At 72.9% G+C, this 15,714-nt stretch carries 14 protein-coding genes; 7 read left to right on the forward strand and 7 right to left on the reverse strand.

What is annotated here, in order from left to right; genetic code table 11:
* Positions 1 to 13 precede the first annotated feature (13 nt).
* Together IEZ25_RS13230 and IEZ25_RS13235 are read left to right on the forward strand one after the other, a co-directional pair.
* Positions 14 to 901 carry a crotonase/enoyl-CoA hydratase family protein gene (locus IEZ25_RS13230; protein WP_191199909.1) on the forward strand — a complete coding sequence of 296 codons (888 nt, stop codon included), beginning with the start codon at positions 14 to 16 and terminating at the stop codon, positions 899 to 901.
* 51 nt (positions 902 to 952) lie between these two features.
* On the forward strand, positions 953 to 2,002 hold the full coding sequence (locus IEZ25_RS13235) for an MBL fold metallo-hydrolase (RefSeq protein WP_191199910.1): 1,050 nt from the start codon (positions 953 to 955) through the stop codon (positions 2,000 to 2,002).
* Between the two features lie 48 nt (positions 2,003 to 2,050).
* On the opposite strand, the gene IEZ25_RS13240 is transcribed toward IEZ25_RS13235, so the two are convergent.
* The 6 genes from IEZ25_RS13240 to IEZ25_RS13265 all read right to left on the reverse strand — a co-directional run bounded on the left by IEZ25_RS13240 (position 2,051) and on the right by IEZ25_RS13265 (position 9,058).
* Positions 2,051 to 2,983, reverse strand: a complete 933-nt coding sequence (locus IEZ25_RS13240; protein ID WP_191199911.1) for a hydroxymethylglutaryl-CoA lyase — start codon at positions 2,981 to 2,983, stop codon at positions 2,051 to 2,053.
* Positions 2,980 to 4,248, reverse strand: a complete 1,269-nt coding sequence (locus tag IEZ25_RS13245) for a hydroxymethylglutaryl-CoA reductase, degradative (RefSeq protein WP_191199912.1) — start codon at positions 4,246 to 4,248, stop codon at positions 2,980 to 2,982. The genes IEZ25_RS13240 and IEZ25_RS13245 overlap by 4 nt, the downstream gene beginning before the upstream one ends.
* Positions 4,249 to 4,321: 73 nt before the next feature.
* On the reverse strand, positions 4,322 to 5,815 hold the full coding sequence (locus IEZ25_RS13250) for a sugar ABC transporter ATP-binding protein (protein ID WP_191199913.1): 1,494 nt from the start codon (positions 5,813 to 5,815) through the stop codon (positions 4,322 to 4,324).
* A complete protein-coding gene (locus IEZ25_RS13255; RefSeq protein WP_191199914.1) occupies positions 5,812 to 6,846 on the reverse strand; it encodes an ABC transporter permease in 1,035 nt (344 codons plus the stop codon). Before IEZ25_RS13255 ends, IEZ25_RS13250 begins: the two co-directional genes overlap by 4 nt.
* Positions 6,840 to 7,997 carry a sugar ABC transporter substrate-binding protein gene (locus IEZ25_RS13260; protein ID WP_191199915.1) on the reverse strand — a complete coding sequence of 386 codons (1,158 nt, stop codon included), beginning with the start codon at positions 7,995 to 7,997 and terminating at the stop codon, positions 6,840 to 6,842. Before IEZ25_RS13260 ends, IEZ25_RS13255 begins: the two co-directional genes overlap by 7 nt.
* A gap of 170 nt (positions 7,998 to 8,167) precedes the next feature.
* Positions 8,168 to 9,058, reverse strand: a complete 891-nt coding sequence (locus IEZ25_RS13265) for an SMP-30/gluconolactonase/LRE family protein (protein WP_191199916.1) — start codon at positions 9,056 to 9,058, stop codon at positions 8,168 to 8,170.
* A gap of 106 nt (positions 9,059 to 9,164) precedes the next feature.
* Between IEZ25_RS13265 and IEZ25_RS13270 the strand changes: the two genes are divergently transcribed.
* Positions 9,165 to 11,069 (forward strand): helix-turn-helix domain-containing protein, encoded by a 1,905-nt coding sequence (locus tag IEZ25_RS13270; protein ID WP_191199917.1) that lies wholly within the window; start codon positions 9,165 to 9,167, stop codon positions 11,067 to 11,069.
* Positions 11,070 to 11,181: 112 nt separating this feature from the next.
* Positions 11,182 to 12,261, forward strand: a complete 1,080-nt coding sequence (locus IEZ25_RS13275) for a PLP-dependent cysteine synthase family protein (RefSeq protein ID WP_191199918.1) — start codon at positions 11,182 to 11,184, stop codon at positions 12,259 to 12,261.
* On the opposite strand, the gene IEZ25_RS13280 is transcribed toward IEZ25_RS13275, so the two are convergent.
* Positions 12,224 to 13,129 carry a LysR family transcriptional regulator gene (locus tag IEZ25_RS13280; protein WP_318152216.1) on the reverse strand — a complete coding sequence of 302 codons (906 nt, stop codon included), beginning with the start codon at positions 13,127 to 13,129 and terminating at the stop codon, positions 12,224 to 12,226. The genes IEZ25_RS13275 and IEZ25_RS13280 overlap by 38 nt on opposite strands.
* A gap of 84 nt (positions 13,130 to 13,213) precedes the next feature.
* Between IEZ25_RS13280 and IEZ25_RS13285 the strand changes: the two genes are divergently transcribed.
* The 3 genes from IEZ25_RS13285 to IEZ25_RS13295 are packed head-to-tail and all read left to right on the forward strand — an operon-like array spanning position 13,214 to position 15,683.
* The gene (locus IEZ25_RS13285) at positions 13,214 to 14,398 is read left to right on the forward strand and encodes a thiolase family protein (protein WP_191199920.1); all 1,185 of its coding nucleotides are present in this window, start codon (positions 13,214 to 13,216) and stop codon (positions 14,396 to 14,398) included.
* Positions 14,395 to 15,054 carry a 3-oxoacid CoA-transferase subunit A gene (locus tag IEZ25_RS13290; RefSeq protein WP_191199921.1) on the forward strand — a complete coding sequence of 220 codons (660 nt, stop codon included), beginning with the start codon at positions 14,395 to 14,397 and terminating at the stop codon, positions 15,052 to 15,054. The genes IEZ25_RS13285 and IEZ25_RS13290 overlap by 4 nt, the downstream gene beginning before the upstream one ends.
* On the forward strand, positions 15,051 to 15,683 hold the full coding sequence (locus tag IEZ25_RS13295; protein WP_191199922.1) for a 3-oxoacid CoA-transferase subunit B: 633 nt from the start codon (positions 15,051 to 15,053) through the stop codon (positions 15,681 to 15,683). Before IEZ25_RS13290 ends, IEZ25_RS13295 begins: the two co-directional genes overlap by 4 nt.
* Positions 15,684 to 15,714: the final 31 nt, after the last annotated feature.

A 15,714-nucleotide genomic window follows, 5' to 3' on the forward strand; every position in this document is an offset into this window, starting at 1 on the left:
GAAGGAGCTCCCCATGACCGAGTCCGCCCGCAGGTTCGAGACCCTGGTCGTCGAGACCGACGACGACGGAGTCTGCACCCTCACCCTGAGCAGGCCCGCGCAGCTCAACGCCTTCAACGTCACCATGGCGCGCGAGCTCGAGCAGTTCTTCCTCGTCGAGGCCCGGGCGGACGACGTGCGTGCGGTCGTGGTCACCGGTGAGGGGCGCGCGTTCTGCGCCGGGATGGATCTCGCGGTCGAGGGCAACGTCTTCGGCCTCGACGAGTCGCTCGCCCCGACGCCCGAGAGCCTGCGGGACAACCTCGACGACCCGGCCTACCGCGACGGCGTACGAGACACGGGCGGGCGGGTCACGCTCGCGATCCATGCGCTGCCGAAGCCCGTCATCGCCGCGATCAACGGTCCGGCGGTCGGCATCGGCGCCACGATGACCCTGGCCATGGACATCCGGATGGCCGCGACCACGGCGCGCGTCGGATTCGTCTTCGGCCGCCTCGGGATCGTCCCTGAAGCCTGCTCGTCGTGGTTCCTGCCCCGGCTCGTCGGGCTCCAGCAGGCTCTCGAGTGGGTCTACTCCGCCGAGATCCTGACCGCCGAGGCCGCGCTCGACGGAGGACTGGTGCGCTCGCTCCACGACCCCGCCGAGCTCGTCGGAGCCGCCCAGGACCTCGCTCGCTCCTTCGTCGTCGACCGGTCGCCGGCGGCGCTCGCGATGGCGAAGAGCCTGCTCTACCGCAACGCCGCGGCTGCGACGCCTCTCGAGGCGCACCTGTCCGACTCGCTCGCGATGTTCTGGTCGTCCGTCGGGGACGGAAAGGAGGGGGTCGCCGCGTTCCTCGAGAAGCGGACGCCCCGGTTCTCACGGCGAGCCGAGGACGTGCCGCGGCTCTTCCCGACCTGACGGGGCCCGGCGCCCTCACCCGACGTCGGAGTCACCACTACTGTGACCGGGATGCATCGACCGAGCAGCCAGGCGTGGACCGAGCCCGGGGCGTACGCCGTGGCGCCGGGCGTCCACCGGATCCCGCTCCCGCTGCCCACGGACGGGCTGCGGGCGGTGAACGTCTACGTGCTCGAGTCCGACGACGGCCTCACCTGCATCGACGGCGGATGGGCGATCCCGGAGTCGCGCCGGCAGCTCGAGGAGTCGTTGCGCTCCATCGGGTTGCATCCCCGCGACATCGGCTCGTTCCTGGTCACCCACGTGCACCGTGACCACTACTCGCAGGCCGTGGCGCTGAGGAGCGAGTTCGGTCGGGCCGTGGTCGCGCTCGGGGAGCCCGAGCGCGAGGCCCTGGGCACGGTGATCGAGGCGCGCGGGTCGGGCGAGTTCGTCGACCGGTTGCGCCGCTGCGGTGCACCCGACCTGGCGGAGCACTGGGCGCAGGCGCCGGCAGGCGGCCAACCGGACGCCCACGCCTGGGGATGGCCGGACCGGTGGTTCTCGGGCGACTTCACGATCGAGGTCGGGAGCAGGACGCTGCGTGCCGTGCACACGCCGGGGCACACCGAGGGCCACTACGTCTTCGCCGACCTCGACTCCGGCCTGCTGTTCGCCGGCGACCACGTGCTGCCGACCATCACGCCCTCGATCGGTTTCACCCCGGGGCTCACCGGCGCCGCGGAGCGGCAGCCGCTCGCCGACTTCTACGGCTCGCTGGGCAAGGTGCGCGAGCTGCCGGACCTGCAGGTCCTCCCGGCGCACGGTGACGTGGACCGCCGCTCCCACGAGCGCGTCGACGAGCTCGTGGCCCACCACGACGACCGGTTGGCCCTGTGCCTGGCCGCGGTCGGGTCGAGGTCGCTCACGGCCGCCGACGTCGCGGCCGAGCTGTCGTGGACCCGCCGCGAGCACCGGCTGGTCGACCTCGATCCGTTCAACGGGGGCCTGGCGGTCATGGAGACCGCCCTGCACCTCTACCTGCTCGAGTCGCGCGGACAGCTCGAGCGCGACGAGGTCGACGGGGTCGAGGTCTACCGCGCGGCGGCCACCGGCGCCTGACGTCCGGCACTCCAGCGGATGGCCACCGGTAGGACCGGGTCCGGGTCGTCAGCCGAGCGCCTGCGCCACCCGCGACGGAGCGGGACGGCCCAGCAGGCCCGTCATGCGCGCGCCCGCCGCCAGCACCGCGTCGAGGTCGACGCCGGTCTCGATGCCGAGTCCGTGGAGCATCCAGAGCAGGTCCTCGGTCGCCAGGTTGCCCGTCGCGCTGCCCGCGAAGGGACAGCCGCCGATGCCGGCGGCCGAGGCGTCGAAGCAGGTCACGCCCGCCTGCAGGGACGCGTGGACGTTGGCGAGCGCCTGGCCGTAGGTGTCGTGGAAGTGCATCGCCAGCAGGTCGGTGCCGATCCCGGCGCGGGCGTGCGCGTCGATCAGCTCCCGGACGTGTCCGACGGTGCCGACCCCGATCGTGTCGCCGAGGCTGACCTGGCCGCAGCCGGCGTCGACGAGGGCCTGCGACACCCCGCTCACCGCGGCGACGTCCACGGGGCCCTCCCACGGGTCGCCGAAGCACATCGAGACGTATCCGCGGACCACCAGGCCCTCCGCCCGGGCAGCGCCGACGACCTCGCGCGCCGCGTCGAGGGCGGCCTCCCTGCCCATGGCGAGGTTGCGCCGGGAGAACGTCTCGGTCGCACTGACGAAGACCGCGATCGCGCGGGCGCCCGCGGCACACGCGCGCTCGAGGCCGCGCATGTTGGGCACCAGCACGGGGTGGCGGTCCCGGTCGTCGAGCGCGGCCATCACCTCTGCGGCGTCCGCCAGCTGGGGCACCCACCGGGGCGAGACGAAGCTGGTCGCCTCCACCATCGGCAGTCCGGAGGCACGCAGCGCGCGGACGAACGCGATCTTCTCGGTGGTGGGGACCAGCGCCTCCTCGGCCTGGAGGCCGTCGCGTGCGCCGACCTCGTAGACGTCCACCCGGTCGGGCAGGCCGGCCACGGGGAAGACCGACGGCGTGCGCTGCGGGGCGGAGCTCACCGCGACCGCAGGTCGGCGAGGATGTCGTGGGCGGCGTCGGTCCGGATCGACCGGCTCTCGATCATCCGCGCGACGACCGCGTCGACCTCGTCGGCCGCGGCCCCGGCCGTGACGGCCACGTTGCGGGCGTGCAGGGACATGTGGCCGCGCTGGATCCCCTCGGTGGCCAGGGCCCGCACCGCGGCGGCGTTCTGGGCGAGCCCGACGGCCATGACGATGTCGGCCAGCTCGGCGGCCGAGCGGACCCCCAGCATCGCGACGTTGGCCTGGGCCACGGGGTGCACCTTCGTCGCGCCCCCGACCAGCCCGACCGGCATGGGCAGCTCCAGGGTGCCGACGAGGTCACCGTCGGCGTTCTTCTCGAAGCGGGACATCGAGGTGTAGCTGCCGTCGGCGCCGATGGCGTGCGAGTGGGCGCCGGCCTCGACCGCGCGGGTGTCGTTGCCGGTCGCCAGCACGACTGCCGTGATGCCGTTCATGATGCCCTTGTTGTGGGTGGCGGCCCGGTAGGGGTCGACGACGGCGAACTCCGCGGCGTCCACCATGTTCTCCACGACCTCGGCACCCCCGAGCAGCTCGCGGTCGAACACCGCGCTGACCCGCGTCAGGCGCAGGTCGGCCTTGTTGGTGAGGATGCGCAGCAGGGTGCGCCCGCCGGCGATCTCCCCGACGCGGGGTGCGATCGCCTCGGCCATGGTGTTGACCGCGTTGGCGCCCATCGCGTCCCGCACGTCGACCACGAGGTGCAGGACGACGTACGTCTGCCGGCTGCTCGGCAGGACCCGCACGATGATGTCGCGCACGCCCCCGCCGTGCTCGACCAGCGCGGGGTCCTGCGCGTCGGCCAGGGCGATGAGCTCGTCGGCCGCCTGCAGCAGGCGCAGGCGGGCAGCAGCGGGGTCGACGACGTCGAGGACCTGGACCTGGGCCTGCATCAGGGGTGCGGTGGAGGAGGTCCGGAAGCCGCCGTGGTCGCGGGTCATCCGCGCCAGGTTGCTGGCCGCGGCCACCACGGAGGGCTCCTCGGTCGCCATCGGGACGAGCACGTCGCGACCGTTGACGACGAAGTTGGTCGCCACGCCCACCGGCACGCCGAGGACGCCGACGACGTTCTCGACCATGTGGTCGGCCTGGTCGAGGCTGAGGCCCCGGTCCGGGCTCAGCACGTCGAGGCGCTGCGGCTCGAGGCCCGTGGTGTCCGCGATCCGCGCGCGTCGTTCGTCGATCGAGAGGTTGCGGAAGCCGGACATGCGGCTGGTGGTCATCGTTGGTCTCCTCGTGCTGGTTGGCTCCGCCGGCCTCGAGGCCGCGGAGGGGTGGTGGTGTGCTGGGCGTGCCTCACAGGCACGCCCGGTTGACCCGCTCGACCGTCATGGCGGGACCGCTCAGCTCGGCGACGATCTCGCCTGCGCGCATCACGAGGATGCGGTCGGCGGACTCGACCAGCTCCTCCACGTCCGAGGAGCTGACGAGGACCCCCTTGCCCTGGTCTGCCAGGCGTCGCAGCACCGTGTGGATCTCGTTGCGCGCCCGGACGTCGACCCCCTCGCACGGCTCGTCGAGGAGGACGACCCGGGACGGCATCAGCAGCCACCGGGCGAGGACGACCTTCTGGGCGTTGCCGCCCGACAGGGCGTCGACGGGCATGTCGACGGCCTGCGCGGGCACGGTGTCGAGCTCGGTCAGCAGCTGGTGGACGTCGCGCCGCTCGCGGCGTCGGTCGATGAAGGGCGTGCCGGGGATGCGACGTCGTCGTGACGTCGGCAGGGCGGCGTTCTCCCGCGACGTCATGCCCGGGACGAGCGAGGTGCGGTGGCGACCCTCGGGGATGAGGACCACACCGCGGCGGATGGCCCGGCGGGGAGTGGCCGGCACCAGCACGTCCTCGCCGACCCGGACGGTGCCCGCGAGCACCGGTGCACCGACGCCCCAGATCGCGTTGAGCAGGCTGCTCCGGCCGGCACCGACGAGGCCGGTCAGCCCGACCACCTCGCCGGAGCGCACGTGGAAGGTCGCGGCGCCCGGCTTGGCGGCGGTCCGCAGGCCCTCGACGCGCAGGACCTCCCGGTCGGTGACGTCGACGGCGTCGGCTGCGGTGAAGTCGTCGACGTCCCCCTCCGCCTCGGGGGAGCGGGCGTCGGCGCCGCCGGCGATGATGTCCTCGAGCTGGGCCATCGAGGTGGCGGCGGTCGTGCGGTCGGCGATGACCCGGCCCTGCGACATGCCGATCACCCGGTCGGCGATCTGCAGGACCTCCTCGAGCCGGTGGGAGATGTAGACCACTGAGATCTCCTCCTCGGCCAGGCCGCGCACGATCTCGAACAGGCGCGCGGTCTCCGGGGCGGAGAAGGCGGCGGTCGGCTCGTCGAGGATCAGCAGCCGCGGCCGGCGCAGCAGCGTGCGCCCGATCATCACCAGCCGCTGCGCCGCCGGACCGAGGTCGGCGACCCGGACGTCCAGCCGGTGCTCGAGCCCCAGGCGCCGGGCGACGTCCCCGACGTCGCGTGGCGCCGACCGCAGACCGAGCACGAGGTTCTGACGCACCGTCATCGACGCGACGACGGCCAGCTGCTGGGGCACCAGGCCCACCCCCTCGCCCAGGGCGTGCTGCGGGGAGCGGAGCTCGACGACGCGCCCGTCGAGCGTCAGCGTGCCCGAGTCCGGGCGGGTGTAGCCCGACACGATCTTGCTGATCGTCGACTTGCCGGCGCCGTTGTGGCCCACCAGCGCCACGATCTCGCCGCGACCCACCTCGATCGAGGCATCGCGCAGCGCGGTCGCGCCGCCGTACGTCTTGGTCACCTCCCGCACCGCGAGGCGCGGCGCGGTCATGCGTGGCTCGTGTCCCGCCCGGCGACGAGCCGGGCGAAGCCCACGGCCAGGATGAGGATCCCGCCCTGGAAGAAGTAGGTGGAGTAGCCGCTCACGTCGGCCAGGAGCAGGCCGTTGGGCACGATGGAGGCGAGCACGGCGCCGACCATGGTGCCGGGGATGTTGAACTCGCCCACCCGGAACATCGCCGCACCGATGAAGCAGGCAGCGAACGACGGCAGCAGCACCTGCAGGCCGGTGAGCGGGTAGGCCTGGCCCGCGCGTCCGGTGTAGAGCATCCCGGCCACGGTGCACACCAGCGCGGTGATCACGAAGCCGATGAGGATCGTGCGCCGGACGTTGACACCGGCGAACCTGGCTGCCTCGCGGTTGGCGCCGATGGCACGCAGCTCGCGGCCCAGGGACGACCGGTCGAGCAGCGCCCAGAGCACCAGCGCGACGACCGGGGCGAGGAGCACGAGCACCGGCACCCCGGCGACGTCGGAGCGGACGAAGGAGACGAACGCCGGGTCGATGCCGACCGAGATCGACCTCGAGTCCGAGACCCAGAACTCGCCGCCGTTGAGCAGGGAGGCCGCGCCGATGGTGACGACCAGTGCGTTGAGGCCCTGATAGGCCACCAGCCAGCCCGTGAGCGCCCCGATGAGCAGGCCCAGGCCGAGCATGATCGCGATCGCGCTGACGGTGGTGAGGTTCCAGCTCGCCATAAGGGCGGCGAACGTCGTGGTGCTGAAGCCGGCGACCGCCTGCACCGACAGGTCGAACTCGCCCATCACCAAGATCACGGTCAGCGCGCACGCGACCATGGCCGGCAGGGCCGCGCCCTCCAGGATCGTCCAGATGTTGGCGACGGTGAGGAAGGCGCTGTTCTGGCTCTGGAAGACCGCGACCATCACGAGCATGATCAGCGGCACCCCCCAGGGCCCGAAGCGCCGCCGCAGCACGGTGCCGCGGCTGGTGGTCGTCCCCGCGTCGGGGAGGGGCTCGGCGGACGTCGTCGCCTCGGCCGACGGGCTCGCTGCGCTCAGCACGGGAACTCCGCGCCCCAGCCGTCGACGAGGGGCTGCTTCCACTGGCCGTCCTGGGAGGTCCAGCCGATGCCTGCCGCGACGCCGGCCCCGGTGAGCTCGTCGGCGGTCTTCTTGGTGAACACCCGGAACGGCACGGGGTTCTCGTAGCCCTCGAGGCGCCCCGGCTCCTCGCCCGCGAAGTGGGTGAGCATGCCCTCCACCGTGTGGTACGACTGGAAGTCGAAGTCCAGCCACGGCATCGCGGTCAGCGGGTTCTCCGGGTCCTGCAGGGCGTTGATCCCTTCCGACTGCGCGACGTGGGTGAAGACCTGGATGTCCTTGCCGGCCGCGAGGATGGACTGCGCGGCGGCCGGGCCCGCGACCGGGTAGTTGGCCCAGACGGCGTCGAGGTCGGGGTACTTCGACATGAAGCCGCCGACGATGCGCTGGGTGCTGCCGGCGATGTCGGTGAAGTCGATGTTGGCGCTGTCGACGATCTTGATGCGCGGGTAGAGCGTCGCCAGCCCACGCACCGCCGCGTTGCGCGCGCCGAGGATGTCGAGGTCGGTGTTGACCAGCGCCACCTCGATGTCGCCCTCCGGCTGCTGGAGGTAGAGGCTGCTGAACATCTCCTGGGCGAGCGCGGAGGCGTCGGCGGCGGGGATCGGCGTGTAGTCCTGGACCAGGAGCGGGTCGAGCTCGGAGAACGACCACTGGCCGAAGACCGGGATGCCCGCGGCCTGGGCGTCCTCCAGCTGCGGCTGCAGGTCGCGGGTGCTGACCACGAGCAGGAGGATCGCGTCGACGCCCTGGTTGACGAACGTCGAGACCGCCTGCTGCGACTTCTCCGCCGAGCCCTGCGAGTCGGCCTCCTTGAACGTCCACTTCAGGCCCGCGGCGTCGCTCGCCTCCTTGAGGGCGGTGACCAGGGTCGACTCGTTCTCGTCGGCGGTGGTGAGGTGCACGACCCCGATGGTCTTGTCCTTGTAGTCGCCGCAGATCTTGTCGGCGCCGGCGGCTGCGCTGACCACGGGAGCCGCGGGTGCGGCGGTGCCGCCGGGGCCGTCGGCGGACTTGGTGCAGCCGCTCACGGCCAGGCCGACGGCGAGCACGCACGCGGCGGAGAGGGTGGACCTGAGGGCCCCGGGGTGGTGGCGTCGTGATGCGGGCATGGGAGGTGCTTCCTTCGTGTCGGTGACGGCAGGCGCCGTCGGGAGGTGGTCGTGGATCGCCGGTCGGTGCCTGTGCGCGGGCGCGCGGCAGCGTCCGGCCGGGTCGGCGTCGGTGGGAGGGGTGGGTCCACCGGCCGTGGGGAGCCGGTGGCGGGTCGTGCGGCAGCCCGTCAGCTCGTCGCCGGGTCGAGGTGGCAGGTCTCGAGACGACCGGTGCGGCGGGTGGCGGCGATGGTGGAGTTGGAGGTCTCCGCGGTGCAGCAGATGAGCAGGTCGCCGACGATCGCGACCGCGAAGCACGGCTGGCTGGTCGCGACGTGGAGGTCCGCGACACCGTCGACGAGGCGTACGGCGCCGGAGTTCGCCGGGTCCGAGACCCAGATCCGGTCCTCGTCGTCGATGCAGATGCCGTCGGGCAGCACGGCCTCACCGGCCGGGCCGGCCGCGCGGAGGTCGGCGTACGTGCGGCGGTTGACGAGGTGGTGGCCGTCGATGTCGAAGGCGGTGAGGCACTTGCCCACGGTCTCGGCCACGACGAGGGTGCCGTCGCCCAGCTGCACCATGCCGTTGGGGAACCGCAGGCCGTCGGCGGCCGAGGTGACCTTGCCCTCAGGGGTAACCAGCGCGATCGAGGCGGTCGGCGGGTCGGCGTCCGGGCCGAAGAGGGGATCGGCCTCGGGGTCGTCGCGCAGCGTGCCGTAGAAGTCGAAGCCGAAGTCGCCGACCCACGCGCGGCCCTGGGGGTCCACCAGCATGTCGTTGGACGACCCGCGCGCCACCGAGCTCAGGTCGGCATGGTGGTGGAGCTCGCCCCGGGCGTCGAGGCGGCGGAGGCTGAGGTCGTTCATCGACACGATGAGCAGCGAGCCGTCGGCGAGCCAGCCCAGGCCGGAGGGTTGCTCGTCGATGGTCACCACGTGCTCGCTGGTCCACGAGTCCAGGTCGACCCTCAGCACCTCGTGTGCGTAGAAGTCGGAGAGGTAGAGAGCGCCGTCGGGTCCCATGGTGGGCGCCTCCGCGAAGTGGAGGCCGTCCAGGACGGTGCGGGTGGTGAGGCCCATGGGGGTGCTCCTCGGGGATCGGGGTCGGGTGTGACGCCGAGGAAGGTATCGAGAGACGAGCGCCACATGCCATGTGCAAATCCACCGGTCGTGAGACTCTGTGTGGGTGGTCCACACAGTCCCGGTCGCGACGCCCTCCTCGTCCGGGGCGGCTCGGGCGTCGTCGACGACCGTCGCCGCGCTCCTCGACGAGCTGGTGGGGGAGCACCCCGGGACCGCGGGCCGGGTGGCTCGCCTGCGCGAGCTCGTCGCCTCACACGGTGCCCGCGAGGCCGAGCTCGCGGCGCTCAACGAGGCGGCGCGTGACCTCACCAAGGTCCGCGACCTCGAGCACGCCCTCCAAGCCGTCACCGACCGCACCCGCCGGTTGCTCGCGTGCGACGTGGCCTACCTCTCGGCGCGCACGACCGACGAGGAGCACTTCGCCGTGCGCGCCTGGGCCGGCCAGCTCTCGCCGGCGTTCCTCGGCACACGGGTCAGTGTCGGACGCGGGGTGGGTGGCCAGGTGGCCGGCACCCGGCGGCCGTTCCAGGTGGCGAACTACCTCGAGGCCGATGCGTTCGCGCACAGCGAGTACCTCGACAGCGCGGTGAGCGCCGAGGGGCTGGTCGCCCTGCTCGGGGTGCCCCTCGAGGTCGACGGGCGGCTGCTCGGGATCCTCTTCGCCGGCCGACGGCGCAGCGAGGCGTTCTCGGACGCGCACGTGGAGCTGATGTCGTCCCTCGCCGCGCACGCGGCCGTGGCCCTCGACAACGCCCACCTGTTCATCTCCCAGCGCGCGGCCCTGGAGGAGCTGGAGAAGTCGACGGCGCTGCTGCGCGCGCACACGGCGGCGGTCGAGACGGCGGCGGACGTCCACGGCCAGCTCACCAGCGCCCTCCTGCGCGGTGACGGGATCGACCGCATCGTCGAGGTGGTCGCGCTCGCACTGGACGGCTCGCTGGTGATGGTCGACGACGCGGGCCGGACGACCGCCACTGCGGGACCGCGACCGGTGACCTCGCCGCTGCCGGACGAGGTGGTGCGCGCCCTGGTGGCGAGCCGTGAGGTGGGACGCGCGGTCGGCGTGGAGGGGAGCGGTGCCGAGCGGAGGTACGTCGCGGCCGCGACGGCCGGAACGCGCTACCTGGGCGCGCTGGTCCTGACGGTGCCGCAGGAGCTGACCGACGTCGACACCCGCACGCTGGAGCGGGCCACCCAGACGGTCGCGATCTCGGTGCTGGCCGACGTCGCGGCCGCGGAGGCCGACGTCCGGGCAGCGAGCGAGACGATGCGGGTCCTGCTCGCCGAACGCCGCAGCGACATCGACACGCTGGTCCGCCTCGCCCGCCGCCACGGGCTGGTCAACGACCGGGTGAGCGTGGTGGCGAGCACCGTCGCGACCGAGCGGCTCCCCGCCCAGATCGCGGCCTGCGCGGCCATCTGCCGGGCCTCGGGCGGACTCTCGGCGCTCGTCGACGGCGTCGTGGTCACCCTCTCGCCACTGGACGCCGCCGAGGTGGCCGCCCAGGTGTGGGAGGCGGTGCGCCTGGCGTGTGGGACCGACGTCACGGTGGCGGCCACCGAGGGCCCGCTCGCCGACCTGCCCGGCTGCCACGGGGAGGCACTGCAGACCCTGGAGCTGATGCGCAAGATCGGTCGCGACGGGTCATGGGCCCTCGCGGCGGAGTTCGGCGCCTACTCGCTCCTCCTGACGCCCGGCGCCACGGCCGCGCTCGACCTGCTGGTCAGCCGCCAGGTCGGCACCCTGCTCGACCACGACGAGCGACACCGCACCGAGCTGTCCCGCACCGCGCTGAGCTACCTCGACTGCGCCTGCAGCGCGACGGCCGCCGCCCGTGACCTGGGTGTCCACGTGAACACGGTCACCCAGCGACTGGCGCGCATCGACCGGGTGCTGGGTGCCGGCTGGCGCAGCGGTCCGCGGCAGCTCGACGTCCACAACGCGCTACGCCTGCACGAGCTGCGCGGCAGCCGCACGGAGCCGCGTCTCGGCGCGCCGCGGGGCTGAGGCCACCAGCAGGTGCGTTCGTGCTCGCGGCGCCCGGGTGGGACCATCGCCTCGACGGTCGTCTCGCGAGGATCCCGACCGTCCCCGACGAAGCCCGACAGAAGGAGCATCCGTGACCTCGACCCGCTCCTGGGTCAACCACGCCGTGCGGCAGCTCCACGCCGACGCCACCCGCAGCGCGGACACCCACCTGCTGCACTTCCCGCTGCCGAGGGCCTGGGGCGTCGACCTCTACGTCAAGGACGAGTCGTCGCACCCGACCGGGTCGCTCAAGCACCGGTTGGCCCGCTCGCTGTTCCTCTACGGTCTGGTGGGCGGGCGCATCGGCCCGGAGACCACGGTCACCGAGGCGTCCAGCGGATCGACGGCCGTGTCCGAGGCCTACTTCGCACGTCTGCTGGGGCTCCCGTTCGTCGCCGTCGTGCCGACCTCGACGAGCCGGCGCAAGATCGAGCTGATCGAGGAGTACGGCGGCCGGTGCGCGATGGTCGCCACGGCCGGGGAGGTCTACGCCGAGGCCCAGCGGATCGCCGACGACACGGGCGGCTACTACCTCGACCAGTTCGGCAACGCCGCGGTCGCCACCGACTGGCGCGGCAACAACAACATCGCCTGCTCGATCTACGAGCAGATGGCTGCCGAGCCGCACCCCGAGCCCGCGTGGATCGTCGTCGGCGCCGGCACCGGCGGCACCTGCGCCACGATCGCGCGCTACGCCCGCTACCACGGGGCCGACACCCGCATCGCCGTCGGCGACCCCGAGGGCTCGGCGTACGAGCAGGCGTGGCGCACCGACGACCGCACGGTCACCGCAGCGGGGTCCCGCATCGAGGGCATCGGTCGTCCGCGGGTCGAGCAGTCCTTCCTGCCCGAGGTCGTCGACCTCGTCCGCACGGTCCCCGACGCCGCCTCGATCGCGGCCATGCACGTGGTCAGGGAGCAGCTGGGCGTGGCCCCGGGGCCCTCGACGGGCACCAACTTCGTGGTCGCGCTCGACCTGGTCGAGCAGATGGTCGAGCGGGGCGAGCAGGGCAGCGTGGTCACCCTGCTGTGTGACCGCGGCGAGCGCTACGCCGACACCTACTACGACCCGACCTGGGTGCAGGCGCAGGGCTTCGACACCGCTCCGTGGCTCGACCGGCTGCGGGCGCGCCTCAGCTCCCAGCCGGGATCCCCGCCGCGCGGGAGATGATCGCGGCGACGGCGACCGCCGCCGGTGTCGGCGACTCGGCGTGCGCGAGTGCCAGCGGCACGGTCTCCGGGGTGCCGGCGAGCCCGACGTAGGTCACGCCCTCCAGCTGCAGGCACCGCACCGACTCCGGCACGAGCGCCACGCCCAACCCGGCGGCCACGAACGCCACCAGCGTCGCCGTCTCCCGCACCTCGATCAGCTCGAGCAGGTCCACGTCGACTCCCGCGCGACGGTAGGTCTGGAGCACGCGCGCGTGCAGCGAGGAGCGTGAGCGGGACGGATAGGTGACCAGGGCATCGCCGGCCAGGTCGGCCACCTGCACCGAGGCCACCCCCGCGAGAGGATGGTGGGAGGGAACGGCAGCGATCAGCGGCTCGGTGCGAAGCTGGTCGACCACCACGCTGCCCGGGACCGGTGCGAGAGGGCGCAGGACCGCCAGGTCGAGCGCGCCACCGCGCACCGCGTCGACGAGCTCGGGACCGAGCATCTCCCCGTGCAGCTCCAGTCGCACGTCGGGCAGCTCGGCACGGACCCGCCGGGCGACGCGGGGCAGCACGTCGTACGTCGCGGTGCCGACGAATCCCATCCGCACCACGCCCCACGTCCCGGCCGCCAGGGCGGTGAGGTCCTCGAGCGTCCGATCGACCTCGCTGACGACCTGGCGGGCTCTCGCGAGCAGGTGCCGACCCGCCTCGGTGAGCTCCACCCGGCGCGTCGTGCGGTCGACCAGCCGTACGCCGACCTCGTCCTCCAGGCGGCGCAGCTGCTGGGAGAGCGCGGGCTGGGCGATGTGCAGTCGGGCTGCGGCGCGACCGAAGTGCCGCTCCTCGGCCAGTACGACGAAGGCGTGCAGCCGGCGCGTGTCCACATCCGCCATCTTATGCTTGCGTCTTATGAATCGTGGCCTGATTCGTATTGGACGTGATGAGTCAGCGACTCCTACTGTCGGCCCATGCCCTCCGCCTTCCTCTATGCCAGCGCCAGGACTCCCTTCGGACGGTTCGGCGGAGCCCTCGCCGACCACCGCCCCGACGACCTCTCCGCCGCCGCGCTGAGCGCGGTCCTCGAGCGGGTTCCCGACCTCGACCCCGCCACGATCGGCGACGTGGTGTGGGGGTGTGCCAACCAGGCGGGTGAGGACAACCGCAACGTCGGCCGGATGGGCGTCCTGCTCGCAGGCCTGCCGGTGAGCGTTCCCGCGGTGACGGTGAACCGGCTCTGTGGCTCCTCGCTCGACGCGGCGATGGCCGGTTCGCGCACGATCGAGTCGGGTGATGTCGACATCGTCGTCGTGGGTGGGGTCGAGTCGATGACCCGCGCTCCCTGGGTGCTGCCCAAGCCCGCGCGCGCCTTCCCGGCCGGCGACGTCACTGCGGTCTCCACGACGCTGGGCTGGCGGCTGGTCAACGAGCGGATGCCCGCCGAGTGGACCGTGTCGCTCGGCGAGGCCAACGAACAGCTCGCCGACAGGTTCGGGATCGACCGCGAGCGGCAGGACGCCTTCGCCGCCCGGTCGCACCAGCGGGCCGAGCAGGCGTGGGCCGACGGCTTCTACGACCGGCTCGTCATCGACCTGCCCGGGGTCGACCTGACGCGCGACGAGTCCATCCGGTCCGGCAGCACGGTCGACGGGCTGTCCGCGCTGCGACCGTCCTTCCGGTCCGACGGCACGATCACGGCCGGCAACGCCTCGCCTCTCAGCGACGGCGCTGCGGCCCTGGTGCTCGGCTCGGAGCAGTCGCGTCTCGGCGTGGATCCGCTGGCGCGCATCGCCGGTCGCGCCGCGCACGCCCTCGCCCCGCACGAGTTCGGGATCGCCCCGGTCGAGGCCGCCGACCGAGCCCTGGCGCGTGCCGGCATCTCGTGGTCCGACGTCGCGGCAGTCGAGCTCAACGAGGCCTTCGCCGTGCAGAGCCTGGCCTGTGTCGACGCGTGGGAGCGCGCGGGCCTCGACCCCGAGCTGGTGAACACCAAGGGAGGGGCGATCGCTCTCGGCCATCCCCTGGGTGCCTCGGGTGCCCGCGTCCTCGGCACCCTCGCCGCCCGGCTGGCCGAGACGGGTGGTCGCTGGGGCGTCGCCGCGATCTGCATCGGTGTGGGCCAGGGGCTCGCGGTCGTCCTGGAGAACGTCTCGTGAGCGCGCGGATCTGCGGTACCGCTGCCGAGGCCGTGGCGGAGGTTGCCGACGGCGCCACCGTGCTCGTGGGCGGCTTCGGCATGGCAGGCATGCCGGTCGGGCTCGTCGACGCGCTGCTCGAGCAGGGCGCGAGCGAGCTGACGGTCGTGTCCAACAACGCCGGCAACGGGGACACGGGCCTGGCCGCGCTGTTGGCTCGCGGTCGGGTGCGCAAGGTGGTCTGCTCCTTCCCGCGCCAGAGCGACTCGTGGGTCTTCGACGATCTCTACAGGTCCGGTCGCGTCGAGCTCGAGCTGGTCCCGCAGGGAAACCTCGCCGAGCGCATGCGTGCCGCCGGGGCCGGGATCGGGGCGTTCTTCACCCCGACCGGCGCGGGCACGCAGCTCGCCGAGGGCAAGGAGACCCGGGAGATCGACGGTCGCACCCACGTGCTCGAGCACCCGATCCGCGGGGACGTCGCGCTGATCGCCGCGCACCGCGCGGACCGGAAGGGCAACCTGACCTATCGCAAGACCGCACGCAACTTCGGTCCCGTCATGGCCACCGCCGCCCGGCACACCGTGGTGCAGGTCGGCCAGGTCGTCGAGGTCGGGACGCTTGACCCGGAGTCCGTCGTCACGCCGGGCATCTACGTCGACCGGGTGGTGTCGCTGTGAGCCTCTCCCGCGACCAGATCGCCGCCCGCGTCGCGAACGACATCCCCCACGGGGCCTACGTGAACCTCGGCATCGGCCAGCCCACCTCGGTCGCCGACCACCTCCCGCCGGCGTCGGGCGTGGTGCTCCACACGGAGAACGGACTGCTCAACATGGGCCCCGCCGCCCGGGGCGAGGACATCGACGAGGACCTGATCAACGCCGGCAAGCAGCCGGTCACCGAGCTGCCGGGATCGTCGTACTTCGACTCGGCCGACTCGTTCGCGATGATGCGCGGTGGCCATCTCGACGTCTGTGTGCTGGGGGCCTTCCAGGTCTCCGCCGAGGGTGACCTGGCCAACTGGCACACCGGCGCACCCGACGCCGTGCCCGCCGTCGGCGGGGCGATGGACCTGGCCACCGGTGCCCGCAGCGTCTTCGTGATGATGACGCTGTTCGCACGCGACGGCGCGCCCAAGCTGGTGCCGCGGTGCACCTACCCCCTGACCGGGATCGGGTGCGTGGACCGCGTCTACACCGACGTCGCCACCTTCGAGCTCACCGCGGACGGCGTGGTCGCGCGGGACCTGGTCGGCATCACCCCGACCGAGCTGGCGCAGCGCCTGGAGGTGCCGTTGCTCACGGCGTGAGCGAGGCGGACCGGATCGGGTGTGCGCGTCG

The sequence above is a fragment of the Nocardioides hwasunensis genome, from assembly GCF_014779665.1.
GTDB classification, from domain to species: Bacteria; Actinomycetota; Actinomycetes; order Propionibacteriales; family Nocardioidaceae; genus Nocardioides; species Nocardioides hwasunensis.